Consider the following 25364-nt stretch of genomic DNA (forward strand, 5'->3'; position numbering starts at 1 on the left):
CGAGATGGGCGCGATGGGTGTGGGGACTACTTGATCCCGGTGCTGGCGATGCCTTGCATGATGTGTCGTTGCAGCATCAGGAAGACGGCGAGCACGGGCAGTACGACGACGACCGAGCCGGCGAGCAGCAGGCCGTACTTCGTGGCGTTCTGGCCGACGGCGTAGAGCGCGAGCGCCACCGGCAGCGTGTACTTGTCCTCCGACGTGGCCACGACGAGCGGCCAGAGGAAGTTGTTCCACGACGTGAGGAACGTGAGCACCCCGAGGGTCGCGACGGCGGGTCCACAGAGGGGCAGGATGATCGAGAAGAAGATCCGCAGCTCACCGGCGCCGTCGACCCGCGCGGCCTGGATCAGCTCGTCGGGCAGGCTCATCACGAACTGCCGCATCAGGAAGACACCGAACGGCCCGGCCAGGAACGGCAGGATCATGCCCGGCAGGGTGTTGGTCAGGCCGATGTTGGTGGTCAGGACGAACAGCGGCACGAAGGTGACGACGCCGGGCACCATCAGGGTGCCGAGGACGACGGCGAAGACCAGCCTCTTGCCGGGGAAGTCCAGCTTGGCCAGGGCGTAGCCGAGCATCGAGCAGAACACCATGTTGCCGACCGCGACAGCGACCGCGACGATCGCCGAGTTGAGGAAGTAGCGCGGGAAGTCGAGCTTGGTGAAGAGCTGACGGTAGTTCTCCGTGGTCACCGTCTCCGGCCACCACGTCGGGGGTACGGCGCGCACCTCGGCCTCGGGCTTGAAGGAGCTGATCACCATCCACAGGAACGGGATCACCACCAGGAACAGGCCTACGGCCATCACTGCGTACAGCCAGGGCGGGGTGGACGGACCGCGATCGGAGCGGCGCCGGGGCCCGACAGTGGCGGGCTCGTCGCCGAGCGGGGCCGGGGTCTGGAGAGTCTGGGTCATGTCAGTCCTTCTCGCGCAACAGGCGGAACTGCGCCAAGGTCATCAGCACGATCGCCAAGAACAGCAGGTAGGCGGCAGCCGACGCGTAGGCGTAGTTGCCGAAGCCGAACTGCTCGTAGGTGAAGAACGTGACGGACTTGGTGGAGTCGAGCGGACCGCCCTTCGTCATCACGAAGGCCTCCTCGAAGAACTGGAGGTAGCCGATGCTGGTGATCACCGCGCCGAAGAGCAGGGTCGGGCGCAGCATCGGCAGCGTGATGTGGCGGAAGCGACCCCATGCATTCGCCCCGTCGGCCTCCGCCGCCTCGACGATCTCACGTGGGATCGTCTGCAGCCCCGCGAGGAAGATCACCATCATGGTGCCGAAGTTGCGCCAGACCGACATGGCCACCAGCGAGGGCAGGGCCAGCGTGGTGGAGTCCAGCCACCCGGGGCCGTCGATGCCGAACCAGCCGATCATCGCGTTGAGCAGCCCGCCCTCGTCGCGCAGCAGGAACTTCCACACCACCGACACCGCCACGATGCTGGTGACGACCGGAAGGTAGTAGCCGACCCGGAAGAAGCCGCGCAGCCGGGTGACCCGGTTCAAGGCGACCGCGACCGCGAGCGCGCTCGCCATCGTCAGTGGGACGCCCAGCAGGAGGTAGATGAGCGTGTTGAACGTGACCTTGCGAAACACCGGGTCCGAGAGGAGGTCCGCATAGTTCTCGAGCCCGACGAACTCGACCCCGAGGGGGCTGCGCACGTCGGTGCTGCGCATGTCGGTGAAGCTCATGCCGAGGCTGGCCAGGACGGGTCCCGCGGTGAAGACCAAGAACAGCAGGCAGAACGGCAGGGCCAGGACCCACGCGGCGACAGCCTGGCTGCGCCGCGTCGGGTCCACGTGTCGCGACTTCGGCGGCCGGCTGTCCTGCGCCGGCCGCTCCCGTCGGGACTCCGTTGCCGTGACGCTCATGTCAGAGACCGGTGCCGATCGACGATGCCTTGGTCTGCATCTCCTTGACGACGTCCTCGGGCTCGGCGTCGCCCTTCGAGGCCTGCTCGACGAGGGTGTCGATCGTCGCTGCGACCTGCTCCCAGGTGGGGACGGCCGGCGGCGCCTCCGTGGTCTCGAGCTGCGTGCCGAAGACCTGGAGCTGCGGGTCCTCCGCGAGCTCGCCGGTCTCCCAGGCAGCCTTGACGGCCGGCAGGTCACCGACCACGTCGTAGAAACGCTGCTGGGTCTCGGCCTCGCTGAGCCACTGGACGTACTTCCAGGCGGCATCGGTGTTGTCGGAGTCCGAGAAGACCGCGAGGTCTCCACCGCCGACGAACGACGTACCGGGTCCGGAGTCCTTGCCGGGCAGCGGCGCCACTGCGTACTCGTCGGTGCTCAGCCCGGCCTCCTCGACGAGACCGGTGTGCCACGGACCGGAGATGAACGCAGCGTAGGTGCCGTCCGCGAAGCCGCTCTCGAGCTCGCCCGGGTCGAGCAACCGGCTCGGCGAGAGGCCCTCGTCGAAGTAGGACGTGTAGTAGTCGAGCGCCTCGGCCATCTCCGGGGAGTCGATGGTGTACTCCGTCCCCTCCTCGTTGGTGATCGAGGCGCCGTTGGACCAGGCGAACGGCAGCACGGACTGCCAGGAGCCGGTCTGGCCGGGCTGGAGGCTCAGGCCGTAGTCCGCGCCACCCTTCTCCTTCATGTCGGTGGCGAACTGGTGCAGCTCCTCCCACGTCTCGGGAGCCTTGCTCCAGCCGGCTTTCTCCGCCATGTCCTTGCGGTAGTAGAGGACACGCGTCTCGACGTACCAGGGGACGCCGTAGGACGTCCCGCCGACCTCGGTCGAGCCCCACGCGCCTGGGAAGAAGTCGGCCTCGTCGACCAGGCCCTCGGGGGTCGGCATCAGGCCGCCGGCCTCGGCGAACTCGCCCATCCAGGTGGTGCCGATCAGGCTGACGTCGGGGGTCTCGCCACTGGCGATCGCGTTGGCGATCTTGTTGTGCGCGGCGTCCCACGGGATGGCGGTCACCTTGACCTCGGCGTCCGGGTTGTCCTTCACGAAGTCGGCCGAGAACTCCTGGAGCTCGTCACCCTCGGTGCCCATCGCCCAGACCTCGATGGTCCCGGTGGCGGCGCCCTCGGCGACCTCCGTGCTCTGGGCTTCTCCGCCGCCTCCGGCGTCGTCGCGTCCACAGGACGTGAGGACGAGACTCGTGACGGCGAGTGCGGCTAGTGCGCTGGCGGTGCGGTTCATGTGGGTTCCTTAGTGGGAGGTGGAGCTGCTGCTTCTGATCACGAGCTCGGTGGGGAGCAGCTCGTGGCGTGGTTCGGTGCGCTCGTCGACGATGAGCTCCTCGAGAAGTCGGGCGGCGGTCGCGCCGAGCTCACGCATCGGCTGGCGGACTGTGGTCAGGCCGGCGTAGCGAGCAGCCATCACGTCGTCCCAGCCGGTCACCATGACGGTGCCTGGGACGTCGACCCCCGCGGCCGCGAGTCGGCCGAGCAGCCCGAGTGCGAGCTCGTCGTTGCCGCACACGAAGGCGTCGGGCAGGTCGTCGGCCGCGAGGGCAGCGTCGGCCACGGCCGCGCCGGACTCCTCGTCGAGCTCGTCGACGGTCACCAGCTCGGGAGCGCGGTCCGACTCGGAGCGGAGGAAGGCATCCCGCACGCCTGCCCACCGCTCGGCCACGTCGGGAGAGCTGACCGGGTCACCGACGAAACGGAGGCTGCGGACCCCTTCGGACAACAGGTGCTCGGTGAGAGAGCGCGCGCTGGCGTGGTTCTCGGCATTCACGGAGTCGACGGTCCCGATGGGCGGTCGGGCGACGAGGACCAGCTTGGTGCCGCGAGCGGCGAGGCTCTGGACGGCGGCGTCGCTGACCGTGCGGCCGAGGATGACCAGCCCGTCGCAGCGTCCGGCCATCTCGCGTACGGCGTCCTCGGCATCGCTGCGACCGTGCGTGGACAGGATCAGCACGGAACGGCGCAGCTCGGCGGCCACGCCCTCGTAGCCCAGGACCACCTCCGCGTAGTACGGGCCGGAGAGGTCGGGGAAAACGATGCCGTTGGCAGCGTGGCGCCGTTCGGCGAGCTGCCGGCCCAAGTGGCTGGGGGTGTACTCCAGCTCGGCGGCGGCGGCCAGCACCCGCAGACGGGTGGCGTCACGGACCCCCTCGGACTCTCGCATCACGCGAGAGACGGTCGCGATCGAGACGCCGGCCTCCTTGGCCACATCGCGGATCGTGGGCAACATCCCAAGTCTCCTGACCGTGATGTAACCGGTTACAGAAACCGGTTACATCCGATAACGTGCCGGACATGGACGGTCCTGTCAACCCCCTCGACGGCATTCCCGGCCGCTGGCGACCGCTCGCCGACCGTTCGGCAGAGCTCCTTCGCAGCCACCAGGATCCGGGTGGCGCGTGGCCCGCGTCCCCTGTCTTCGGTCCCTACCAGTACTCCTGGTTCCGCGACGGTTCCTTCATCGCGGACGGTGCCTCCGCAGCCGGTCTGCACGACGAGGCGGGCCGCTTCCACGCATGGTGCTCCCGGATCCTGGAGCGCGAGCGTCCGGCCGTCGAGCGGGTGCTCGCGATGCTCGCCGACGGGCGCGAGCCGGCCGACTCCGACTACCTGCCGGCGCGCTACAACCTCGACGGCACCCGACACGAGGACGACTGGTGGAACTTTCAGGTCGACGGCTACGGCACCTGGCTGTGGGCACTCGAACGGCACCTCGCTCGGGCCTCGGCCGGCGAGGCCACGGCGTACGCCGCGGGCATCGAGACCGCCGTCCGCTACCTGGTCGCCACCGGGACCGGCACCTGCCGGGACTGGTGGGAGGAGAGCCGGGACCAGACCCATGTGGCCACGCTCGCCGGCGTGGCCGGGGGGATGCGGGCGGCCGTGCGCATGGGCACGCTGCCCGACGGGCTGGTCCCGCAGGCACTGACAGTGGCCGAGCGGTGTGTGTCGTTGATCCGCGCGGAGGGCGTGCACGACGGCCACCTCGTCAAGTGGCTGGGCGGCACCGACGTCGACGCGTCGCTGCTGGCCGTGGCCGCGCTGTACGACGTACTCCCACTCGACGACCCGGTGGTCACCGCCACGGTGGCCGCGATCGAAGCGGTCCTCGTGGAGGGCGGTGTGCACCGCTACACGGCGGACACCTTCTACGGCGGCGGCCAGTGGCCGGTCCTCGCCGCCCTGCTCGCTCGACACCACGCGCGCGCCGGCAGTCCGGAGCGAGCCACGGAGCTGCTCGACTGGGTCGTCTCCACCGCCGACCCCGGCCTGCTGCTGCCCGAGCAGGTCGCGCCCCTGCTGGCCGGCGAGGTCCTCGCGGAGTGGCTCGAGCGCTGGGGACCTCCGGCCCACCCGCTGCTCTGGTCGCACGGCATGTTCCTGGCGGGAGTGGCCGCCCACGTGCCCGGCTCAGTCCGGGCGCCCCGCTCCGCTCAGCACCTCGACCTGTAGCCGACTCGGCGCCTACTTCCGAGTCTCGGCGTGCTGCCTCACCGCCGCCTGGTCCTCCTCGCGGGTGCGCATCGTGCCGTGTCCGGTCACGATCCGCTGGCGCAGGCTCTCGGTGATGTAGTGACGCCAGGCGTCATGGCAGACGTCGAAGCACTCGTCGGACGACGCGAGGCCCTCGTGAGTGAAGGTCACCTGCGACCGGCCGCCGTCGGGGGCGATGTCGAAGCGCCCTCTCGTCCCGATCCACTCGCCCTTCTCCGCGATGAAGTCGAGATAGCCGTCGGTGAACTCCCACACCACGCGTTCGCCGGGGACGAGCTCGGCGGTGCGCTGCTTGGAGTAGTGGATGTCCGGCACGAGATAGAACCAGTCGGCGCCGAGCTGGTCGGTCGGGCCCACGATGTTGGTCGCACCCCACCAGGAGCGGACGTCGATGATGGCCTCGTAGGCCTCCTGCGGCGTCGCGTCCACGGTGAAGGTGTGGGTCAGGTCGCTCATGCGTCGGTCCCTTCGTGATCAGGCGGGGGAGTCCCGCGCTCTTCGTCGATGTTCTGCAGTGCCTCGGCGAGGCGTTTGATGCGACGGAGCCGGCCGTCCCAGGCGGTGCTCACGGCGTTGAGCTGCGCGAGCGCGCGCGCGAACTGCTCCTCGTCGATCCGGTAGTGCCGCTCACGGCCGGCCGTCCGCCCGTGCACGAGCCCGGCCCTGTCGAGCACGGCCAGGTGCTTCGCGACCGCCTGCCGGCTCACCGGCAGGCGCTCGCTGAGCGAGGTGGACGTACCTGATCCAGCCGCGAGCAGCAGGTCGAGCATCTGGCGCCGGGTCGGGTCTCCGATCGCCGACCACAGCTCGTCGTCGACGCGGTCGGTCATGGCCGGGCGTCCAGCGTCGCGGCGTGGGCGACGAGGCGTGGCAGGAAGTAGTCCCACCCCTGGACGTGGTCCTGGTAGGTCGCCTCGAGCACCGCGGCCGTCCAGCCCCGCTCACGGAAGCCGGTCTCTCGGAAGCGCACCAGCGTGCCGTCGCCCTGGGGGACGAGCTCGAAGGTGACGAGCAGCGAGTTGCCCTCCACTGCCTGCTCCCCCGCCGGGTGCGTCCAGCGGAACGAGAAGCGCGCGGGCGGGTCCACGTCGACGACGGTGATCGCCTCGACCTTCCCCCCGTCGGCGTCGGCGAACAGGATCTCGCCCTCCGACCCGACCACGGTCTCGTAGCGCGCGTCGTCGGACCACCACTGCTTCACGTGGGCCGGATCGCTCACCACCTCGAAGACGATCTCGGGCGTCGCCTCGACGTACAGCTCGCGCTCGATGGTTCCCAGCTCCATGACAGCCTCCCGCAACGTTTGGTTGCGCGTGAGCCTAGCGCGGACATTCCGCATGCGCAACCATCGATTGCGCAAACTTGAAGAGGGTCAGACCCGTCGGCGCCCGGCTCCAGGTGTCAGCGTCGCCGGAACCATCCCTGTCGCTTGGGCCGCTCTGCCGGTCGCTCTGCGGGCGGCTCTTCCTCGACCGGGTCCCCGAACGGCTCACTCGACCCGTCCCAGCCGTTGATCCCCGACTGGGTCAGGCCGTCCGCGGCGTAGGTGTAGCCCCACTCCCCACCGTCCTCGCCGGAGAACACGACCGTGCCTTCGCTGACCCAGTTGGCCAGCTCTGCATAGAACGCGGTGGCCTGCTCCGACCACTTCGGGTCGCCCTCGTCGTCGGTGGCGAGGACGAGCCAATCGCCGTCGCGGGTGACGGACGTCGAGGCGAACGACGCGAGGTCGGCAAATGTGGTGACCGGTCCCTGCGCGTCATCGGGGTCGAACCACCCATCACGGTCTGCCATCGTCACGCGCAACGCCTGGAAGGCAGCGTCCTCACGGTCGCGGGGCAGCCGCACCCGACCAGTCGTCTCCACTGTGTAGCCCATGGCGCCCACGGTGTCACAGGAAGGGCCACGTGGCCCTGAGACTCGCTCCGCCACCCGCCGGGCGGTCGGTGGCCGCCTGGCGAGCGTGCCCGTCAGCCGGCGTGGCCCTCCGGGTCCTCCTCAGGTTCGAAGGTGCTGCCCTCGCCCTCGGTGCTGCCGATCTCCACGCCGGCGGCGTCCTGGTCCTCGGTCTCGTCCCCGGGTCTTCCGACGTCGGGATCGTTCGGTTGGCTGCTCATGAGTCGTCTCCTTGCCTCCCCACCGCTGTACCCGACGTGGACGCGTGGATGCGCGAGCAGCGCGCGAGCCCCGCAAGATGCCGGACGTCATACGGACGGGGCCATCGCTGGCGCCGCCCGAATGACGTCCGGATCTGCCGACCGACTACCAGCGGCCGTGGACCTGCTCGCGGATCCGTCGGTCGTAGAGGTCGCGCACCGCGTCGAGGAGCGAGACAGGCAGCGGACCGATCCGGCCCGCGCTCGCGTTGGCCTGCGCCTGCGCGACGTTGCGCGCGCCCGGGATCACCGTGGTGACCCCCGGTTGCTGGCAGACCCAGGCGAGGGCGACCTGGGCGGGCGTCACGTCACCCAACCCGCTGTCGGCGACGAGTCGTGCGAACTCCTGCGCCGCCTCGACCCCGGTGGCGTAGTCGACGCCGGAGAAGGTCTCCCCCACGTCGAAGGAGCTTCCGTCGCGGTTGTAGGAGCGGTGGTCGTCCGGGGCGAACGTCGTGTCGAGGCCGTACTTGCCCGAGAGCAGTCCCGAGGCCAGCGGCACGCGGGCGATGATGCCGACACCGGCCGCCTGCGCCGCCGGCAGCACCTCGTCGAGGGGCTTCATGCGGAAGGCGTTGAGGATGATCTGGATGCTCGCGACGTGGGGCCGCGCGATCGCGCTCAGGGCCTGGTCGGCCGTCTCGACGCTCACGCCGTAGGCGGCGATCACCTGCTCGTCGACGAGCACGTCGAGCACGTCGTACGTCGCGTCGCTGTCGATGACGGCGCTGGGCGGGCAGTGCAGCTGCACCAGGTCGAGCCGATCGGTGCCGAGGTTGCGGCGGGACCGGTCGATCCACTGGCGGAAGTTGGCCTCGACATAGTTAGCGGGGACCTGCTCTTCACGGCGACCCATCTTGGTCGCGACCGTGAACCCGGCATCGGGATGGTCGGCGACGAAGCGTCCCACGAGCTGCTCGCTGCGGCCGTCGCCGTAGACGTCGGCGGTGTCGAAGAAGGTGACTCCCGCCTCTGCCGACGCCTCGAGCACCGCCAGGGCGTCGCCCTCGCTGACGTCTCCCCAGTCCGCCCCCAGCTGCCACGTGCCGAGGCCGACGACGGAGACGGACCGACCGGTGCGTCCGAGGGTGCGCTGCTCCATGCCCGACAGTGTCACAGACCCGTGGCCAGTCGGTGGTAGGCGGCGTTCCAGCGCAGCTCGCGCTGGAAGCTGCGCGGCGTGGTGTCGGCGTCGATGGTGACCATCTCCGTGCCGGTCATCTCGGCGAAGTCCTCGAGCACCTCGACGCCCACGGCCTTGGACAGCACGGTGTGGTGCGGCGCACCGGCCATCAGCCACGACTCCGCCGACGTCGAGAGCGACGGTCGCGGCTCCCAGACGGCGCACGCCACGGGGAGCAGCGGCAGGGCCTCGTCGGGCTCGACGACGTCGATCTCGTTCACGGTCAGGCGGAAGCGGTCGCCGAGGTCGGACAGCCCCGCCACGACCCCGGGGCCGGGGTCAGCGGTGAAGCGCAGCCGCACCGGGTCCTCGCGCCCACCGATCCCGAGCGGGTGGACCTCCAGCGAGGGCTGCTGGGTCGTGATGGTCGGGCAGACCTCCAGCATGTGCGCGCCGAGGATCTTCTCCTCGCCCGGCACCAGGTGGTAGGTGTAGTCCTCCATGAAGGACGTCCCCCCGGGAAGCCCGCCGGCCATGGTCTTCATGGCACGCAGCAGCACGGACGTCTTCCAGTCGCCCTCGCCCCCGAAGCCGTAGCCGTCGGCCATCAGGCGCTGCACGGCCAGCCCCGGGAGCTGCCGGAGACCGCCGAGGTCCTCGAAGTTGGTCGTGAACGCGCCGAACCCGCCGGAGGTGAGGAACTGCCGGATGCCGAGCTCGACGCGAGCGCCGTAGCGCAGCGAGTCGTGGCGGTCGGCGCCGGGGAGCAGCTCGGGGGCCACGGCGTAGGTGTCGGCATACTCGGCGACGAGCTTGTCGATGTCGGCGTCGGCCACCTGGTCCACGACCGCGACCAGGTCGTTGACGCCGTAGGTGTTGACCGACACCCCGAAGCGCAGCTGCGCCTCCACCTTGTCGCCCTCGGTCACGGCCACGTCGCGCATGTTGTCGCCGAAGCGGGCGAGCTTGAGGTGGCTGAGCTCGTTGCGGCCCAGGGCCGCCCGGGCCCAGCGCGCGATCCGCTCGGCGACGACAGGGGACTCGACGTGTCCGGCGACGGTCTTGCGCGGGACGCCGAGGCGCGTCTGGATGTAGCCGAACTCCCGGTCGCCGTGGGCGGCCTGGTTGAGGTTCATGAAGTCCATGTCGATGCTCGACCACGGCAGCTCCATGCCGGCCTGGGTGTGCAGGTGGAGCAGGGGCTTGCGCAGCGCGTCCAGCCCGGCGATCCACATCTTGGCCGGGGAGAAGGTGTGCATCCACGCGATGACACCGACGCACGCCGGGTCGGAGTTGGCGTCGAGCATCTGCCGGTGGATCGATCCCGCGTCGAGCAGGACGGGCTTCCAGACGACCTCGACGGGAAGGTCCGCCACCGCGGCCAGCCGCGCGGCGATGGCCTGTGACTGCGAGGCCACCTGGTCCAGGGTCTCCGGGCCGTAGAGGCCCTGGCTCCCGGTCAGGAACCAGACCTCGTGGACAGGGACGGACGTCATGCTCATGGGGTGTTTCCTCCGGTTTCGCAGTCCGTGTGGTGGCGGACTGTCCTGGTTGGTGCGCGGACCGGTCGGGTCAGCGCTGGCCGTACACGTTCTGGTAGCGGTCGAAGAGCGCGTCGACGTGCTTCTGCTCGATGGGCACGGGCTCGCCGAGCTGGCGCGAGATGTGGACCGTGCGCGCCACGTCCTCGCACATCACGGCGGCCGCCACGGCCTTGCGCGGGGTGGGGCCGATGGCGAAGACGCCGTGGTTGCGCATGATCACCGCCGGTGAGCGGCTGGTGCTCAGCGTGTCGACGATGCCGCGGCCGATCGAGTCGTCCCCGATGATCGCGAAGGGTCCGATCGGGATCTCGCCCCCGAACTCGTCGGCGCACATCGTGAGCACGCACGGCACCGGCTCGCCGCGGATCGCCCAGGCGCCCGCGTAGGTCGAGTGCGTGTGGACCACGCCCCCGACGTGCGGCATCTCGCGGTAGACGTAGGCCTGGGCGTCGGTGTCCGACGAGGGAGCGTGCTCGCCCTCGACCACCCGGCCCTGCAGGTCGCACACGACCATGTTCTCCGGGGTCAGGTCGTCGTAGGCCACCCCGCTGGGCTTGATGACGAGCAGGTCGTGACCCGGGACACGGGCCGACACGTTGCCTGCCGTCCAGACCACGAGCTGGTAGCGGGTGAGCTGCTCGTGCAGCGCGCACACCTCCTTGCGCAGCGCGCGGATCGTGTCGCCTACGTCGGCAAGGACTGTCATGTCAGCGTTCCTCCTGCGTCTTGCGGTACGTCCGACGCGCCACGGCGTCACGACGGATGGCCTTGAGCCGCCGCATGGTCGTCGTCGCCCGCCCGAAGTGGTCGTGCAGGGCGAGGTACTGCTCGAAGAGCGCGTCGTACGCCGCCGCGCGGGCCTCGTCGGGCAGGTAGACGTGGCGTCGCACCTTGCCCATCTGCTTGGCGGCGGTCGGCACGTCGGGGTAAGCACCGGCAGCGACCGCGGCGTGGATGGCCGAACCGAGCGCGGGGCCCTGCTCGGAGTCGATGATCGACAGCGGCAGCCGGGTCACGTCGGCGTAGATCTGCATGAGCAGCGCGTTCTTCGCCAGCCCGCCGGCCACGATGAACTCCTCGACCGGCACACCGCTGTCGCGGAACGTCTCGACGATCACCCGGGTGCCGAAGGCGGTCGCCTCGAGCAGTGCGCGGTAGACGTCCTCGGCGCGCGTCGCGAGGGTCTGGCCCACCACGAGGCCGGACAGCTCGTGGTCGACGAGCACGGACCGGTTGCCCGAGTGCCAGTCGAGTGCGACGAGGCCGTGCTCCCCGATCTCCTGGTCCGCCGCCAGCCGGGTGAGGTGCTCGTGCACCGACTCCCCTGCTGCCGCGGCCGCCTCGGTGTAGGCGGCGGGGACGCCGTGGTGGGTGAACCACCCGAAGATGTCGCCCACCCCGCTCTGGCCGGCCTCGTAGCCCCAGAGGCCGGAGACGATGCCGCCGTCGACGACGCCGCACATGCCCGGGACCTCGCGCAGCACGTCGGCGCTCATCACGTGGCACGTCGAGGTGCCCATGATCGCGACCATCTGGCCGGCTCCGACCGCCTGGGCGGCGGGGGCGGTGACGTGGGCGTCGACGTTGCCGACGGCCACGGCGATGCCCTCGGGCAACCCCGTCCAACCGGCAGCCTCGGCGCTCAGCGTCCCGGCGCGCTCACCGAGCTGGCCGATGACGTGCTCGAGCTTGTCCGCCACGAATCCGTCGAAGCCGGTGGCCAGGTCCCCGAGGAAGCCGGGCGACGGGTACTCCCCGTCCTGGCCGTCGAAGGTCTGGTACTGCCCCTTGTAGCCGGCCGTGCACGCGTTGCGGACGTAGGTGCCGCAAAGCTGCCAGACGATCCAGTCGGCGGCCTCGGCCCAGTGCTCCATCCGGTCATAGAGCTCGCGGTCCTCCTCGAAGAGCTGCAGGCCCTTGGCGAACTCCCACTCGGAGGAGATGAGGCCGCCGTAGCGGGGCAGCCAGGCCTCGGCGCGCGTCCGGGCCAGCTCGTTGATGCGGTCGGCCTGTCCCTGCGCGGCGTGGTGCTTCCAGAGCTTGACGTAGGCGTGGGGACGGTCCTGCAGCCCCGGCACCTCGTTGAGCGGGGTGCCGTCGGCGAGCGTCGGCACCATCGTGCAGGCGGTGAAGTCGGTGGCGATGCCGATGACGTGCGCGGGGTCGATGCCCGCCGCGGCGACGGCGGCGGGGACGGCGACGCGCAGCACCTCGCGGTAGTCCTCGGGGACCTGCAGTGCCCACTCGGGCGGCAGGGGCAGCTCGCTGCCGGCCAGGTGGGGCGGGATCGAGCGCTCCAGCACTGCGTGGGGATAGGCATGCACCGCGGTGCCGAGCTCGGCACCGTCGGAGACCCGGACGACCACTGCCCGGCCGGACAGGGTGCCGTAGTCGACGCCCACGACGTACTGGTCGTGCGGCTGGTCAGGCATGGTCACGGGTTCCTTTCGACAGGTGCGGCGCTGCTGGCGCGCACCACGAGCTCGGGACTGATGAGTCCCTGGGGTTCGGGTCCCTGGCCCAGCGCCGCGCGGAGGATCTCGATCGCACGGTGGCCGACGGCCTGGAAGTCCTGGCGCACGGTGGTGAGGGGCGGGATGAGGTAGGCCGCCTCGGGGATGTCGTCGAAGCCGACCACGCTGACCCCTCGAGGGCCGGTGGGCACGTCGCGGCCCGCCTCGGAGAGGGCACGCATCAGGCCGAGGGCCATCTGGTCGTTGGCGCAGAACACGGCCGTCACCTCCTCGCGGGAAGCGATCTCGACGCCGACCTCGAAGCCGCTGGCGGCGGACCAGTCGCCGGTGACGTGCTGGTCGGGCCTCAGGCCCGCGGCGTACATCGCGTTGCGCCAGCCGAGCAGCCGGGCACGCGCCTCGGTCCACTCCAGCGGGCCGGCCATGTGGACGATGTCGGTGTGGCCGAGCTCGATGAGGTGCCGGGTGCCGAGCTCGGCGCCGGCGACCTGGTCGACACCGACGGTCCAGCGGGTCTTGGACGGGTCGCCCTCGACCACCACCACCGGCACCCCGAGGTTCTCCTGGGCGCGGGCGACCTCGAGGGCCTCGTCCGTCGCGGAGATGAGGACGATGCCCTCGACCGCCTGTCCGCGCAGGTGGTCGATGGCGTCGACGAGCTCCTGGCGGGTGAGGCTCTGCAGGTTGACCGAGCTCACGAAGTAGCCGGCCTCACGGCCCGCGGCCTGGATCGTGCGGTGCACGGTGGACGGACCCCAGTAGCCGCTCTTGGAGCCGATCACACCGATGGTGGCCGAGCGTCGGGTGACGAGCGCCCGGGCCGCCGAGTTGGGCCGGTAGCCCAGCTGTCGGATGGCCTGCTCCACCTTCTCGCGCGTGGCGGGTCGCAGGTTGTCCTGGCCGTTGATCACCCGCGACACGGTCTGGTGCGACACCCCCGCGAGCCGGGCCACGTCGGCCATGACCGGGCTGCGCCCGGCTGGCCGAGGCTCGGTGAAGGTCACTGCTGCCGCCGCGTGGCGAAGCGCTGCACGACGACGAAGGTGAGCAGGAGGACGCCGGTGATGATGCGGATCCAGTAGGAGCTGAGGGTCCCGTCGAAGGAGATGAGCGTCTTGATGGCGCCGAGCACGAGCACGCCGAGCAGCGTGCCGACGACGTAGCCGCGCCCACCGGTGAGCAGCGTGCCGCCGATCACCACCGCAGCGATGGCGTCGAGCTCCATGCCGATCGCGTGCAGGCTGTTGCCGGACAGGATGTAGAGGGAGAACAACAGGCCGGCGAGGGCGGCGCAGAAGCCGCTGATCACGTAGACGCCCACCTTGGTGAAGGCGACCCGCAGGCCCATCAGCATCGCCGAGCTCTCGCTGCCGCCGATCGCGTAGACCGTGCGTCCGAAGCGGGTGCGGGCCAGGACGTACGCCGCGATGGCGACCACCGCGAGCGCCAGGAGCGCCGTCCAGCGGATGTAGTAGTCCCCGAGGTAGACGGTGCCGAAGGCCAGCTCGGAGAAGGTGCTGTTGTTGATCGAGATCGACTCGACGCTGATCAGGTAGGTGAGGCCACGCGCCAAGAACAGCCCGGCGAGAGTCGCGATGAAGGGCTGGATGTCGAAGTAGTGGATGAGCAGGCCCATGAGCAGTCCGAGCACGGTGCCCGTCAGGAGCACGGCCGCGATCGAGAGGTAGGGCGACCAGCCCATCTGCAGCGTCTTGGCGGCGATCATCGTCGACAGGGCGACCACCGAGCCGACGGAGAGGTCGATGCCGCCCGTGAGGATCACGAACGTCATGCCGACGCCCAGCACGATCAGGAAGGCGTTGTCGATGAGCAGGCTGATCAGGACCTGCGGGTCGGTGAGCCCGTCGTAGCGCATGCCCCCGACGCCGAACAGCCCGACGAACAGGGCGAAGGTGGCGATGATGGGGATGTAGCGCGGCGGCGGGGTGAAGTCCTTGACCCGGTCCCAGGCGGAGTCGGGACGAGCGGTGACTGTGCTCATGCTGGGGAACCTGCCTTCGCGGGGACGGGACGGGGGCTGCTCGGGCGGCCGGCCCGCAGGACGGCTCGGGCCTTCGGCGACTGCAGCAGGCACACGGCGATGACCACGACCGCCTTGAAGAGGTAGTTGAGGTCGGAGGGGATCCCGATGTTGGGGATGGTCCGCGTCAGGGTCGCGATGAACAGCGCACCGATGAAGGTGCCCATCAGGGAGAACCGTCCTCCCGCGAGCGAGGTGCCGCCGATGACGACCGCCAGGATCGCGTCGAGCTCGATCCACAGCCCCAGGCTGTTGGCGTTGACGGAGTTGGTGTTGGCGGCGATCACGAGCCCGGCCAGGCCGGCGCAGAAGCCCGAGAAGGCGTAGACCGTCCAGATGATCGTCCGCGAGCGCACACCTGCGAGGCGGCTCGCCTCGGGGTTGATGCCCACCGACTCGATCAGCATCCCCAGCGCGGTGCGCCGGGTGAGCACGGCGGTGAACGCCAGCACCCCGATCGCGACCAGGAAGGCGAGCGGCAGGGTGAGCACGAAGCCGGACGCCAGGTCGCTGAACCAGGGGTTGTTGACCGTCGTGATCTGTCCGTCGGTGATCGCCATCGAGATGCCGCGCCCCGCGACCATGAGGATCAGCGTGGCGATGATGGGTTGGATCCCCAGGACGGAGACCAGCAGGCCGTTCCACGCGCCGAGGGCGATGCAGACGACGACGGCGTACGTCATGGCCATCACGGCCGTGCTCAGTGCCGCCTCGTCGCCCGCACCGATGATCCGCGTGCAGGCGACCGCGGCCGCGATGGCGGCGATCGCTCCGACGGAGAGGTCGATGCCGCGGGTGGCGATCACCAGCGTCATGCCCAGCGCGACCAGCATCACCGGCGCGCTGTTGCGCATGATGTCGACGACGTTGCCGTAGAGGTGGCCGTCCTGCATGCGTACGTCGAGGAAGGACGGCTTGACGCCGACGTTGATGACGAGCAGGACCCCCAGGGCCAGCACGGGCCACATCAATGGGTGCCGCAGCACGCGTACGACGAGGGTCGGGGACTCAGGCATGGGGATCTCCCTCGGGGTGGGCCTCGCCGGCGATGATCTCGAGGACGTCGCGGACGCTCACGTCGTCGTTGCGGCGCTCGTCGATCTTGCGACGGTCACGCATGACCACGAGGCGGTCGCTCAGGCGCAGGACCTCCTCCAGCTCGGCGGAGATGAAGACGACCGACATGCCCTGGGCGGCGAGCTCGGCCACCTTGGCCTGGATCTGGGCCTTGGCACCGATGTCGATGCCGCGGGTGGGCTCGTCGAGGATCAGGATGTCGGGCTGGGTGATCAGCCAGCGCGCGAGCAGCACCTTCTGCTGGTTGCCGCCGGAGAGGTTGCGCATCAGCGCGGTCGGGTCGGCGGGACGGATGTCCAGCGCCTTGATGTACTCGGTGACGAGCTTGGTGCGGGTGGCCTGCGGGATCGGCCGCAGCCAGCCGCGGGACGCCTGCAGCGCGAGGAGCATGTTGTCGGCGACGGTGAGGTCCTGGACCACGCCCTCCGCCTTGCGGTCCTCGCTCGAGAAGGCGATCCTGCGGTCGATGGCGTGGCGCGGGCTCCTGAGCCGGCGCTTCTCGGACCTGACGGTGAGCTCTCCGGTGTCGGCGTGGTCAGCTCCGAAGAGCAGCCGCGCCAGCTCGGTGCGCCCCGAGCCGAGGAGGCCCGCGATGCCGACGACCTCGCCCTCGAAGAGCTCCAGGTCGGTCGCCTCGAGCGTGTTCTTGCGACCCAGCCCGACCGCCTTGAGGACGGGCGTGCCGGACTCGGCCTCGGTGTTGGGCGCCTCGCGGTCCAGCCGCTCGAGGGTCTCGAGCTCGCGGCCGATCATCAGCCTGACCAGCTCGAGCTGGGTGGTCTCGGCCACCATCCGCTCCTCGACCAGCCGGCCGTTGCGCAGGATGGTCATCCGGTCGGCGATCTCGTAGATCTGGTCGAGGAAGTGGGAGACGAAGACGATGGCGACGCCCTCGTCGCGCAGCCTGCGCATGACGGTGAAGAGCTTCTCGACCTCGTCGGCGTCCAGGCTGGACGTGGGCTCGTCGAGGATGAGCACCTTCGCCTCGACGTCGACGGCTCGGGCGATGGCCACGAGCTGCTGCACCGCGATGGGGTGCTCGTCCAGGACGGACCGCGGGTCGATGTCGACGCCGAGGTGCAGGAGGGTGCGCCGGGCGCGCCGGTTCATCTCGCGGACACTGATCGCACCGAACCGGCGGGGCTCGCGGCCCAGCAGCATGTTCTCGGCCACGGTCAGGTTCGGGACCAGGTTGACCTCCTGGTAGACCGTGCTGATGCCGGCTGCCTGGGAGGCTGCCGGGGAGTGGAACTCGTGGCTCTCGCCTTCGACGAGGACCGTGCCCTCGTCGATGGTGTAGACGCCGGTGAGCGCCTTGATGAGCGTGGACTTGCCGGCGCCGTTCTCGCCCATGAGGGCGTGCACCTCGCCGGGGAACAGTCGCAGAGAGACCTCGTCCAGGGCGCGGACGGCGCCGAAGGTGATGGAGATGTCGCGCATCTCGATCACCGGCTGCGGATCCGTCCCCGGTGCGGTGACGACATCCGGCTCCGTCATCTGGGTCATCTCTTTCCTCTCTGGTTCTTCATGTCTCCGCCCGATGTCTCCGCATGTCTCCGCCTGGATGGCTGCGCATGCGCGGACGGGCCCGACCGGTCGGTCCGGGCGGGCCCGACGCGTGGCGGACGTCGTCACCCGAGTGACTGGTGTGCGGCCCGCGCCGGGGCGCGGGCCGCACGACTGCTCAGTACTGGCGCTGGGGCAGGGCCTCGATGGCCTGCTCCTGCGTGAAGGTGCCCTCGTCGGTGACGACCCGCTCGGGGACCTCCTCGCCGTCGAGGACCTTCTTGGCCAGGTCCATCAGCTGCGGGCCGAGCAGGGGGTTGCACTCGACGATGAAGTTGATCTTGCCGTCGGCGAGGGCCGTCATGCCGTCCTTGACCGCGTCGATCGTGATGATCTTGATGTCCTTGCCCGGCTCGAGACCGGCGGCCTCGATGGCCTCGATGGCGCCCAGGCCCATGTCGTCGTTGTGGGCGAAGACGACGTCGATGCTGTCGTCGGACTGCAGGAAGGACTCCATGACCTGCTTGCCACCGTCGCGGGTGAATTCACCGGTCTGCGACGCGGTCACCTCGATCGAGTCGTCGGCGCTGATCTTCGAGGCGAAGCCCTCGGCACGGTCGATGGCGGGAGCCGCACCGGTGGTGCCCTCGAGCTGCACGACGTTGATCGTGCCGTCGCCGTTGACGTCGGAGTCCTTGGCGTTCTCCACCAGCCAGTCGCCGGCCCGCTCGCCCTCGAGGACGAAGTCGGAGCCGAGGAAGGTCTCGTAGAGGGAGGGGTCCTCCACGTCGACCGCGCGGTCGGTGAGGATGACCGGGATGCCGGCCGCCTTGGCCTCCTGCAGGACCGCGTCGAAGCCGGTCTCCACGACCGGGCTGAAGGCGATGACGTCGACCTTCTGCTGGATGTAGGAGCGGATCGCCTGGATCTGGTTCTCCTGCTTGCCCTGGGCGTCGTTGAACTTGAGCTCGATGCCCTCCGCCTCGGCGGTCTCCTGGATGGACTTGGTGTTGGCGGTGCGCCATCCACTCTCCGCGCCAACCTGCGCGAAGCCCATGGTGATGGTGCCGTCGTCGTTGCCGCTGCTGTCGGAGCCGCTGTCCGCCTCCGAGCCGTTACCGCAGCTCGAGAGAGCGAAGGTGCTCAAAGTGATCGCTGCCGCAGCGACCAGGGTCTTCTTCACCACTGTCTTTCCTCCACATCAAAGGGGCCGTCTCGCCCGTGTGACCGGTGTCACGTGTCGTTGAGTGTGAGCGCTAACATTCCCGTCGTCAAGCCTTCTGGGCAGATTGTTTCATAACAAATGTGAACGCTCACCCAAGGGTCCGGCACTCACAAGGGAGACAGAGTGAGCACCTTTCTGAGGGACCAGCGAGTTCGACGCACGCTGTCGGTCCGCGACGTGGCGCGGGACCTGGCCGTGCACCCCAACTCGGTGCTGCGCTGGGAGCGCGGGGAGCGGCTGCCCGGTCCCGAGCACGTGAAGGCACTCGCCCACACGCTCGAGCTGGACACCTCCGCGGTCGCGCGGTTCTTCGACGGCGCCCGAGCACCGGTCGAGCCTCCTCGGGGCTTCAGAGGACACGGCCTGAGGGCCCTGCGGCAGGGTGCCGGAGTGCCGGTGCGGCGGATCGCGCGACGGCTCGGCATCACCACCGCCACCGTCTACAACTGGGAGGCCGGTCGGGTGCGCATCCCGCCGAGCCACGTCCCGGCGCTGGCGTCGGTGCTCGACACGGAGGTGCCCGCGCTGACGACGCAGCTCATCGCCGCGCCCGCGACCCGGCCCCGACCTCCTGTGCCGCCGATGCGTCGCCTGCGCCGGCGTACGGGCCTGTCGCAGGAGGCGGTGGCACAGCGGGTCGGCACCACCCGCCACCGCATCGGCGCCTGGGAACGCGGCGAGCAGCAGCCGCCCCTCTGGGCCGTGCGACGGCTGGCCGCGGTCTACGGCGTGCCGGTCTCGCGCGTGGCACGAGCGACCGGGGTGGTGGCCAGCCCGGCGCTCAACGTACGGCAGTGGTCCCGCGGTGACCTCGCCGAGGTCCTGCGAACCCTGCGGTCCTGGAGCGGCCTCACCCAGCGGGCTGTCGCGGCGCGCTGTGGATCCCACCCCTCCTCCGTGCGGGCGTGGGAGAGCGGGCGCACCGTCCCCCGCGCACGATCGCGCGAGCGGCTCGAGCGGTTGTACGGCCTACCACCCGGGTCGCTCCTCGCGGCCTACCCGGAGGCGGGCTGACCGCCCTCCCCGGGTGAGGTCGAGGCCGCCGGCGGGCGACCACGCTCGGACGTGGAACCCCTGACCACCAACGTGGGCTCGATGAGGTCGACCTTCGGCTCCGGCTCGTTGCGCAGGGCCTGCAGGGCGAGGCTGAGCGCGCGCCGCCCGAGCTCGGAGAAGTCCTGCGCCACCGTGGTGAGTGCGGGCCAGTAGAAGGCGGCGTCGGGAAGGTCGTCGAAGCCCACGACGCTGACGTCCTCCGGCACCCGCCTGCCCCGTTCGTGCAAGGCCTTCAACAGCCCCAGGGCCATCGAGTCGTTCCCGGCGAACACCGCCGTGACGTCCGGGTCCGCGGCGATGAGCTGTCCGGCCCGGTAGCCGCTGGCGGGCGACCAGTCGCCGTCGAGCTCGGGACCAGGCAACCAGCCACGCTGCTCGTGCGCGCGCCGCCACCCGGCGCTGCGCTGGCTCGCCTCGACCCAGTCCTTCGGGCCGCTGACGTGGGCGACGTGCCGGTGGCCCAGGTCGAGGAGGTGGTCCACCGCCAGGAGCGCGCCTGCCTCCTGGTCGATGCCTGCCGCGAGCGGCGCAGCCCCGGTGACGCCCTCCACCATCACGACGGGGATGGACAGCTGGAGGGAGCGCGTCATCTCGGCCGCCTCGCGATGCGCGACCGCCACGACGATCGCCTCTACCGCTTGGTCGGACAGCCGGTCCACCGCGTTCTGCAGCGCCTGGGGGGAGAACTCCGGGAGTCCGACGAGGGCGACGTCGTAGCCCTCTCGATAGCCGGCCTCCTGCACCGCGAGCGCGATCATGCTCGGCCCGTGCAGGGCCAGGTGCGCCGTGACCATCCCGATCCTCCGGGAGCGGTTCGTGGCCAGCAGGCGGGCCGCGAAGTTGCGGCGGTAGCCGAGCTCCTCGATGGCGGCCAGGACCCGCAGCCGCGTCTCCTCCTTGACCAGGGAGGCGTCGTTGAGGACACGGGACACCGTCTGGTGCGACACGCCGGCACGCTCGGCGACCTGCGCCATGCTCGGCGACCGCGATGCTGCGCCACCTTGACTGCCACCTTGACCGCCGCTTGGACCGTTCCTTGCCTGCTCCCCCATGGGACGCATCCTAGGGGGAGTGCTAGCGGTCCAGCAGCGGCCGCGCGGGATCCCACGTGGTGCCGTCGCGCTCGTCCTGCCGCTTGCGCGCGATGGCCGAGAGGGCTTCGAGGACCACGCGGTTGGCGAGGGCGGCGGTGATGTCGGCGTGGTCGTAGGGAGGACTCACCTCGACCACGTCCACCCCCACGACCGGCAGCTCGAGGCAGATCCGGCGGACCGAGTCGAGCAGCTCGCGGGCGGTCAGGCCTCCGGGCTCCGGCGTACCCGTGCCCGGGGCGTGGCCCGGGTCGCAGACGTCGATGTCGACCGAGAGGAAGACGCCCTCGCACTCGTCGGTGGCGATGTCGAACGCCTCGGTGAGGCATGCGGCGAGCCCGCGGTGGACGATCTCGGTCATCTCGTAGGACCGCATCTTCTCGGCGGCCATCCAGTCGAGCGTCTCCGGACCCGGCCAGTAGCCCCGGAGCCCGACCTGGAGGAAGCGGTCGCCGCGCAGGGCGCCCGACTCGATCAGCCTGCGCATCGGCTGCCCGTGCCCCCACAGCGAGCCGAACTCGATGTCGCCGGTGTCGGCGTGGGCGTCGAAGTGGATCATCGAGACCCGGCCGTGGCCGAGCACGTTGGCGACCCCCTTGGCGTCGGGGAAGGCGATGGAGTGGTCGCCGCCGAGCACGACCGGGATCGCACCCGCACGCGCCACCTTCTCGACCGCCGCCTCGAGCCGCGGCAGGGCGACCTCGATGTCGCCGGGCGGCATCTCGACGTCGCCGGCGTCGACCACGCGGAGGTCCCGCAGACCGTCGGTGCGCAGCGCCAGCGAGGGCCGCGAGCCGTCGTGGGCGAGGTAGTCGGTCATCCGGATCGCCTGCGGCCCGAAGCGGGTGCCGGGACGGTGGGAGGTGCCACCGTCGAACGGCGCACCGATCACGACGACGTCGGCGCCGGCGTACGTCGCCTCGTCGTCCAGGTCGCAGGCGGGCACGCCGAGGAAGGTGATGTCGGGACCGAACTGAGCGCCGTAGCGAGCCATGGCCCGACTCTAGGGCCCCGACTCGAGCGGACCCGTGGCCGCTCAACGCCCGGCATGCCGGGCCTACCAGGCGCCGAGTCCTGCGAACCGCGCACCGGTTGGGGTGTCCCTGAGTGGGCAGGTCTGGCTAGCGTCGCGACATGCCTTCCGTGTCGCGCTCCTTCACCACCATGGCCTCCCCGGAGGCGGCGTACGCCTATCTCGCCGACTTCCGCAACACCGAGGAGTGGGACCCGGGGACGCAGACCTGCGAGCGCGTCGCGGGGGACGGCGGGGTGGGCACGACGTACCGAAACGTGTCGAGGTTCCTCGGCCGTGAGGTGGAGGTCATGTACGCCACCGCCGAGCTGGCGCCTCCCCGCCGAGTCCACCTCCGCGGCACCAACGACCAGTTCGAGGGGCACGACATCTTCGAGATCGCCGCATCGGGGCGGGGTTCGCAGGTCAGCTACACCGCGGAGATGTCGTTCGCAGGACTCGCCCGACTCGCGACGCCGGTCGTGGCTGCGTACCTGCCGACCCTCGCCTCGAGGACCGTCGACCAGTTGCGCACGTGCCTCGACCGGCTGGACGACCCGGGTCCGCTGAGCGCCTAGTCGCGCTGGACGACCCGCGGCAGCGCCACGAGCAGCACCGCGAGGACCAGCACCGACGCGACCGCGCCCCAGGCGGCGGCCGTGCGGTCGTAGACCATGTCCACGACCAGGAAGAGGATGCCGCCGAGCAGCATGCCGATCATGGCGAGGGCCACCATCATGAGCCGGTGGCCCGCCTGGACGAGCTCGGGCTTGGAGTTCTGCTGGAAGACGTGGCGATGGATGGCGACCGGTGCCAGCATCACGGCGACCGTCGCGAACGCGAGGCCCAGGAGGCCGACGTACCAGCCGCGCTGGAAGCTGTCGAGCTCCTCGAACCTGCTCTGGAAGGGCAGGGTCGCGAGGAACCCGGCGAGGAGCTGGACACCGGTCTGGCTCACGCGGAGCTCCTGCAGCAGCTCGTTCCAGTTGCGGTCGGCGCGCTCCTTGGGCGTCTCCTCGCGGTCATCGTCGGTCATCCCCCGGACGCTACTCACGCGGCGGAGCGGTCGTACCCCCTCGACGGGTGAGGCAGGGGTTGATCGCCGGTGGCACCGTGGAATGCATGGCCGAGAAGAAGAGCAAGGACCACGGGCCATCGGTCAAGGACGACGACGTCTACGAGGCCCTGCGCGACGAGGGTGCGAGCAAGGAGAAGGCAGCTCGCATCGCCAACGCGTCCGCCGCCGAGGGCCGGTCGACGGTCGGCGAGCGCGGCGGCGAGGCGGGCGACTACCAGGACCGCACCGTCGACGAGCTGCGCAAGCGTGCGGCCGAGCTCGACATCGAGGGTCGCTCGTCGATGTCGAAGGACGAGCTGATCGACGCGCTGCGCAACCACTGATCCGGCAACCACTGATCCGGGCGGCGTTCCCACCCGGACGGGTGTCGTTCCAGGCCTGCCTGCGTGGCAGGTTCGAGAGGACCACTCAGGTCTGCACCAACGCCACAGGAGGTATCGCGATGGGTCTCGACGACAAGATCGGCAACAAGGGTGACGAGCTGAAGGGCAAGGCGAAGGAAGCCACCGGCAAGGCGACCGACGACGAGAGGCTCGAGGCCGAGGGCAAGGGCGACCAGACGGGCGCCAACCTCAAGCAGGCCGGCGAGAAGGTCAAGGACGCCTTCAAGAGCTGACTCCCTCACCTACCCAGACATGCCCTCCGTCGCCGGCATCGGCGACGACGAGCAGGTCCTCGCCGGCGGCCACCATCAACGTGTGGTCGCCGGCGGTCTGCGGTTGGAGGGGTACGTCGACGCGCTGCCAGTCCCGGCCGTCGCCGGTGTGCCAGAGCTCGTAGTGGTCGCCGGTGCTCAGCGTGGCGAGCACGCCGACCGGCGTCGTCGCCAGCGACGCGACGTACGGGGCACCGTGCCACTCCTCGGCGATCGCGCCGAACGTCACCGGCTCCTGCCATCCGTCCGCGTCGCGCGTCCAGGCGGCGTACTGGTCCCCGCTCCGGCCCACGGCGAGCAGCCGGTCGCCGGGGAGGCGGGTGACCCGGTGCACGTCCTCAACATCCTTCCCCGCCGGCATCTCCTCGGGCGTCCAGCTGAGGCCGTCGGGGGAGGTCCACGCCAAAGGGTCCGGGTCGAGGTGCCGACCAGTGCGGGCACCGGCTCCCACGACCACCCACTCCTCACCGGCCCAGCCAGCGCCCTGGGCCAGCGACTCGAGGTCGCCGTCGTCGGTGAGTCCGGGCTCGGCCTCCACCCTGGTGAACTCGCGCGGGTCGTCGGTGAACCACACACCAGGCCCCGACGTGCGGTTGCCCGTGATCAGCCACCCGGTCGGGCCGCCGGCGATCGGTCCGACGTTGGTCGCCGAGATGCCGCCGTACTGGGTGAAGACGGCCGACACGTCCACCAGCGCCTCGCCGTCCAGGCGGAACGTCGTCACGCGCGGGTTGCCGTGGGCGCCGCCGGACCGGGCGCCGACCGCCGCGATCTGGTCGCGTGAGCAGGCGATCGAGTTGAGGATCGCCCGGCGGCCCCAGTAGGTCCGGGCGTCCACCGCGACAGACGTCCAGGTCTCGCGGTCGGGGGAGAACCACGCGGCCGGACGGGTGTCCCGGGTCTCGGTGGGGCGGTCCAGGAACACCGCGCCGACCACCCACCAGCCCTCTCCGCACTGGACCGCGTCGCGAACCACCGTGCGACCGGGTGCGCCGGCGGGAGCGGGGAGCGTCCGTTCGGCCCAGGTGATCGTCATCGACTCCGGATCGCGGTCCGGATCCGGGGCGTCGCACCCGCTGGCCAGGCAGGCCGCGAGGAGGGCGAGAGGGAGCCGGCCCTTTCGGCGGCGCGTGCTGTCCACGGCCCGATCCTCGTGCATGACCGGCTCGCTGGTGGGTACTCGACGCCGCGTGACCGAGAAGAAGCACGAGGCGACCGACCAGCAGTGGGTGCAGCGCATCGCCGAACGCGCGTGCGAGACCGGCACGACCGTCGCGGTGGCCGAGTCACTGACGGCGGGCCAGCTCTCGGCACTGCTGGGGCAGGGGGCCGACGCTTCGACGTGGTACCGCGGCGCGGTGGTCGCCTACGCCTCAGAGGTGAAGTACGACGTCCTCGGCGTCGCCCGCGGGCCCGTGGTCACCGACCTGTGCGCCAGGCAGATGGCTGAGGGAGTACGCCGGCTGCTCGGGTCCGACGTGGCCCTCGGGATCACTGGTGTCGGCGGACCCGACAGCCAGGAGGGGAAGCCCCCCGGCACGGTGCACCTCGCCGTGACGGACGAGGACGGCACCCGGTCGCGCGAGGTGTCGTTCGACGGCGACCCGGAGGCCGTGGTGGCCTCCTCGACGACCATCGCCCTGCTCGAGCTGGCGCGTGCGCTGGGCCTCGACAGCGAGTCCGGGGTGGAGTCAGAGCCAGATGGGGCGCAGGCGCCTGAGCGCACCAGTGCATGAGCGGCAGGACAGTGGGTACGGTCCCGGCATGGCCCCTCCGCAGGACCCTGACCGGGTGGACCCGACCGATCAGTCCGGGCGACCCCTGCTGATCACGGGCGCGATAGTGGCGTTGATGGTCGTCCTCGCGCTGCTGATCGTCGTCTACGTCCTGTCGACCTGACCAGCACTG

The 25364-nt window shown here is 70.4% G+C and carries 29 protein-coding genes; 7 read left to right on the forward strand and 22 right to left on the reverse strand.

The genetic code is table 11. From position 1 onward, the window contains the following. Positions 1-26 precede the first annotated feature (26 nt). From J3P44_RS09640 to J3P44_RS09655, 4 genes are read right to left on the reverse strand one after another with little or no spacing between them, the layout of a single operon-like run. A complete protein-coding gene (locus tag J3P44_RS09640) occupies positions 27-920 on the reverse strand; it encodes a carbohydrate ABC transporter permease (RefSeq protein WP_255890115.1) in 894 nt (297 codons plus the stop codon). Position 921: 1 nt separating this feature from the next. Further along, positions 922-1875, reverse strand: a complete 954-nt coding sequence (locus J3P44_RS09645) for a carbohydrate ABC transporter permease (RefSeq protein WP_255890116.1) — start codon at positions 1873-1875, stop codon at positions 922-924. A gap of 1 nt (position 1876) precedes the next feature. Further along, positions 1877-3154: a sugar ABC transporter substrate-binding protein gene (locus tag J3P44_RS09650; protein WP_255890117.1), complete on the reverse strand. Its 1278-nt coding sequence runs from the start codon at positions 3152-3154 to the stop codon at positions 1877-1879. Between the two features lie 9 nt (positions 3155-3163). Next, positions 3164-4153, reverse strand: coding sequence for a LacI family DNA-binding transcriptional regulator (locus J3P44_RS09655; protein ID WP_255890118.1), 990 nt, complete (start codon positions 4151-4153; stop codon positions 3164-3166). A gap of 65 nt (positions 4154-4218) precedes the next feature. Between J3P44_RS09655 and J3P44_RS09660 the strand changes: the two genes are divergently transcribed. Continuing rightward, positions 4219-5376 (forward strand): glycoside hydrolase family 15 protein, encoded by a 1158-nt coding sequence (locus J3P44_RS09660; RefSeq protein WP_255890119.1) that lies wholly within the window; start codon positions 4219-4221, stop codon positions 5374-5376. Between the two features lie 12 nt (positions 5377-5388). Here the strand turns inward: J3P44_RS09660 and J3P44_RS09665 are convergent, their stop codons facing one another. The 14 genes from J3P44_RS09665 to J3P44_RS09730 all read right to left on the reverse strand — a co-directional run bounded on the left by J3P44_RS09665 (position 5389) and on the right by J3P44_RS09730 (position 18522). Next, on the reverse strand, positions 5389-5874 hold the full coding sequence (locus J3P44_RS09665) for an SRPBCC family protein (RefSeq protein WP_255890120.1): 486 nt from the start codon (positions 5872-5874) through the stop codon (positions 5389-5391). Continuing rightward, positions 5871-6248: an ArsR/SmtB family transcription factor gene (locus J3P44_RS09670; protein ID WP_255890121.1), complete on the reverse strand. Its 378-nt coding sequence runs from the start codon at positions 6246-6248 to the stop codon at positions 5871-5873. The genes J3P44_RS09665 and J3P44_RS09670 overlap by 4 nt, the downstream gene beginning before the upstream one ends. After that, positions 6245-6703, reverse strand: coding sequence for an SRPBCC family protein (locus tag J3P44_RS09675; protein WP_255890123.1), 459 nt, complete (start codon positions 6701-6703; stop codon positions 6245-6247). The genes J3P44_RS09670 and J3P44_RS09675 overlap by 4 nt, the downstream gene beginning before the upstream one ends. Before the next feature lie 116 nt (positions 6704-6819). Continuing rightward, positions 6820-7296: a hypothetical protein gene (locus tag J3P44_RS09680; RefSeq protein ID WP_255890124.1), complete on the reverse strand. Its 477-nt coding sequence runs from the start codon at positions 7294-7296 to the stop codon at positions 6820-6822. Between the two features lie 92 nt (positions 7297-7388). Next, positions 7389-7535: a hypothetical protein gene (locus J3P44_RS09685; protein ID WP_255890125.1), complete on the reverse strand. Its 147-nt coding sequence runs from the start codon at positions 7533-7535 to the stop codon at positions 7389-7391. A gap of 145 nt (positions 7536-7680) precedes the next feature. Next, positions 7681-8676, reverse strand: coding sequence for an aldo/keto reductase (locus J3P44_RS09690; protein ID WP_255890126.1), 996 nt, complete (start codon positions 8674-8676; stop codon positions 7681-7683). Positions 8677-8687: 11 nt separating this feature from the next. Beyond that, positions 8688-10199 (reverse strand): L-arabinose isomerase, encoded by a 1512-nt coding sequence (gene araA, locus J3P44_RS09695; protein ID WP_417629404.1) that lies wholly within the window; start codon positions 10197-10199, stop codon positions 8688-8690. Between the two features lie 70 nt (positions 10200-10269). Then, positions 10270-10947 (reverse strand): L-ribulose-5-phosphate 4-epimerase, encoded by a 678-nt coding sequence (locus J3P44_RS09700; RefSeq protein WP_255890127.1) that lies wholly within the window; start codon positions 10945-10947, stop codon positions 10270-10272. Position 10948: 1 nt separating this feature from the next. Then, positions 10949-12673, reverse strand: a complete 1725-nt coding sequence (araB, locus tag J3P44_RS09705; protein ID WP_255890128.1) for a ribulokinase — start codon at positions 12671-12673, stop codon at positions 10949-10951. A 2-nt stretch (positions 12674-12675) separates the two neighbouring features. Further along, positions 12676-13719: a LacI family DNA-binding transcriptional regulator gene (locus J3P44_RS09710; protein WP_255890129.1), complete on the reverse strand. Its 1044-nt coding sequence runs from the start codon at positions 13717-13719 to the stop codon at positions 12676-12678. After that, a complete protein-coding gene (yjfF, locus tag J3P44_RS09715; protein WP_255890130.1) occupies positions 13716-14717 on the reverse strand; it encodes a galactofuranose ABC transporter, permease protein YjfF in 1002 nt (333 codons plus the stop codon). Before yjfF ends, J3P44_RS09710 begins: the two co-directional genes overlap by 4 nt. Further along, positions 14714-15772 carry an ABC transporter permease gene (locus J3P44_RS09720; protein ID WP_255890131.1) on the reverse strand — a complete coding sequence of 353 codons (1059 nt, stop codon included), beginning with the start codon at positions 15770-15772 and terminating at the stop codon, positions 14714-14716. The genes yjfF and J3P44_RS09720 overlap by 4 nt, the downstream gene beginning before the upstream one ends. Continuing rightward, on the reverse strand, positions 15765-17339 hold the full coding sequence (locus tag J3P44_RS09725; RefSeq protein ID WP_255890132.1) for a sugar ABC transporter ATP-binding protein: 1575 nt from the start codon (positions 17337-17339) through the stop codon (positions 15765-15767). Before J3P44_RS09725 ends, J3P44_RS09720 begins: the two co-directional genes overlap by 8 nt. A 178-nt stretch (positions 17340-17517) precedes the next feature. Further along, a complete protein-coding gene (locus J3P44_RS09730) occupies positions 17518-18522 on the reverse strand; it encodes an ABC transporter substrate-binding protein (RefSeq protein ID WP_255890133.1) in 1005 nt (334 codons plus the stop codon). A gap of 165 nt (positions 18523-18687) precedes the next feature. Here J3P44_RS09730 and J3P44_RS09735 point away from each other — a divergent pair, with 165 nt between their 5' ends. Next, positions 18688-19578 (forward strand): helix-turn-helix domain-containing protein, encoded by an 891-nt coding sequence (locus J3P44_RS09735; RefSeq protein WP_255890134.1) that lies wholly within the window; start codon positions 18688-18690, stop codon positions 19576-19578. Here J3P44_RS09735 and J3P44_RS09740 read toward each other — a convergent pair. Together J3P44_RS09740 and speB are read right to left on the reverse strand one after the other, a co-directional pair. Beyond that, positions 19560-20681 carry a LacI family DNA-binding transcriptional regulator gene (locus J3P44_RS09740; RefSeq protein ID WP_308212248.1) on the reverse strand — a complete coding sequence of 374 codons (1122 nt, stop codon included), beginning with the start codon at positions 20679-20681 and terminating at the stop codon, positions 19560-19562. The genes J3P44_RS09735 and J3P44_RS09740 overlap by 19 nt on opposite strands. A gap of 13 nt (positions 20682-20694) precedes the next feature. Next, on the reverse strand, positions 20695-21705 hold the full coding sequence (gene speB, locus J3P44_RS09745; protein WP_255890136.1) for an agmatinase: 1011 nt from the start codon (positions 21703-21705) through the stop codon (positions 20695-20697). Positions 21706-21845: 140 nt separating this feature from the next. Here speB and J3P44_RS09750 point away from each other — a divergent pair, with 140 nt between their 5' ends. Further along, positions 21846-22301: an SRPBCC family protein gene (locus J3P44_RS09750; protein WP_255890137.1), complete on the forward strand. Its 456-nt coding sequence runs from the start codon at positions 21846-21848 to the stop codon at positions 22299-22301. Here the strand turns inward: J3P44_RS09750 and J3P44_RS09755 are convergent. Next, positions 22298-22759: a DUF6328 family protein gene (locus tag J3P44_RS09755; protein WP_255890138.1), complete on the reverse strand. Its 462-nt coding sequence runs from the start codon at positions 22757-22759 to the stop codon at positions 22298-22300. The genes J3P44_RS09750 and J3P44_RS09755 overlap by 4 nt on opposite strands. Before the next feature lie 86 nt (positions 22760-22845). Here J3P44_RS09755 and J3P44_RS09760 point away from each other — a divergent pair, with 86 nt between their 5' ends. Both J3P44_RS09760 and J3P44_RS09765 read left to right on the forward strand, forming a co-directional pair. Then, positions 22846-23124, forward strand: a complete 279-nt coding sequence (locus J3P44_RS09760; RefSeq protein ID WP_255890139.1) for a DUF7218 family protein — start codon at positions 22846-22848, stop codon at positions 23122-23124. 119 nt (positions 23125-23243) lie between these two features. Beyond that, the gene (locus J3P44_RS09765; protein ID WP_255890140.1) at positions 23244-23417 is read left to right on the forward strand and encodes a CsbD family protein; all 174 of its coding nucleotides are present in this window, start codon (positions 23244-23246) and stop codon (positions 23415-23417) included. On the opposite strand, the gene J3P44_RS09770 is transcribed toward J3P44_RS09765, so the two are convergent. Further along, on the reverse strand, positions 23407-24597 hold the full coding sequence (locus tag J3P44_RS09770; protein WP_255890141.1) for a hypothetical protein: 1191 nt from the start codon (positions 24595-24597) through the stop codon (positions 23407-23409). The genes J3P44_RS09765 and J3P44_RS09770 overlap by 11 nt on opposite strands. A gap of 49 nt (positions 24598-24646) precedes the next feature. On the opposite strand from J3P44_RS09770, the gene J3P44_RS09775 reads away from it, so the two are divergent. Next, positions 24647-25192 carry a CinA family protein gene (locus tag J3P44_RS09775; RefSeq protein WP_255890142.1) on the forward strand — a complete coding sequence of 182 codons (546 nt, stop codon included), beginning with the start codon at positions 24647-24649 and terminating at the stop codon, positions 25190-25192. 28 nt (positions 25193-25220) lie between these two features. Further along, on the forward strand, positions 25221-25355 hold the full coding sequence (locus J3P44_RS09780; protein ID WP_255890143.1) for a hypothetical protein: 135 nt from the start codon (positions 25221-25223) through the stop codon (positions 25353-25355). The last annotated feature ends 9 nt before the right edge of the window (positions 25356-25364 follow it).

This window comes from Nocardioides astragali (assembly GCF_024436375.1).
Taxonomy (GTDB): domain Bacteria; phylum Actinomycetota; class Actinomycetes; order Propionibacteriales; family Nocardioidaceae; genus Nocardioides; species Nocardioides astragali.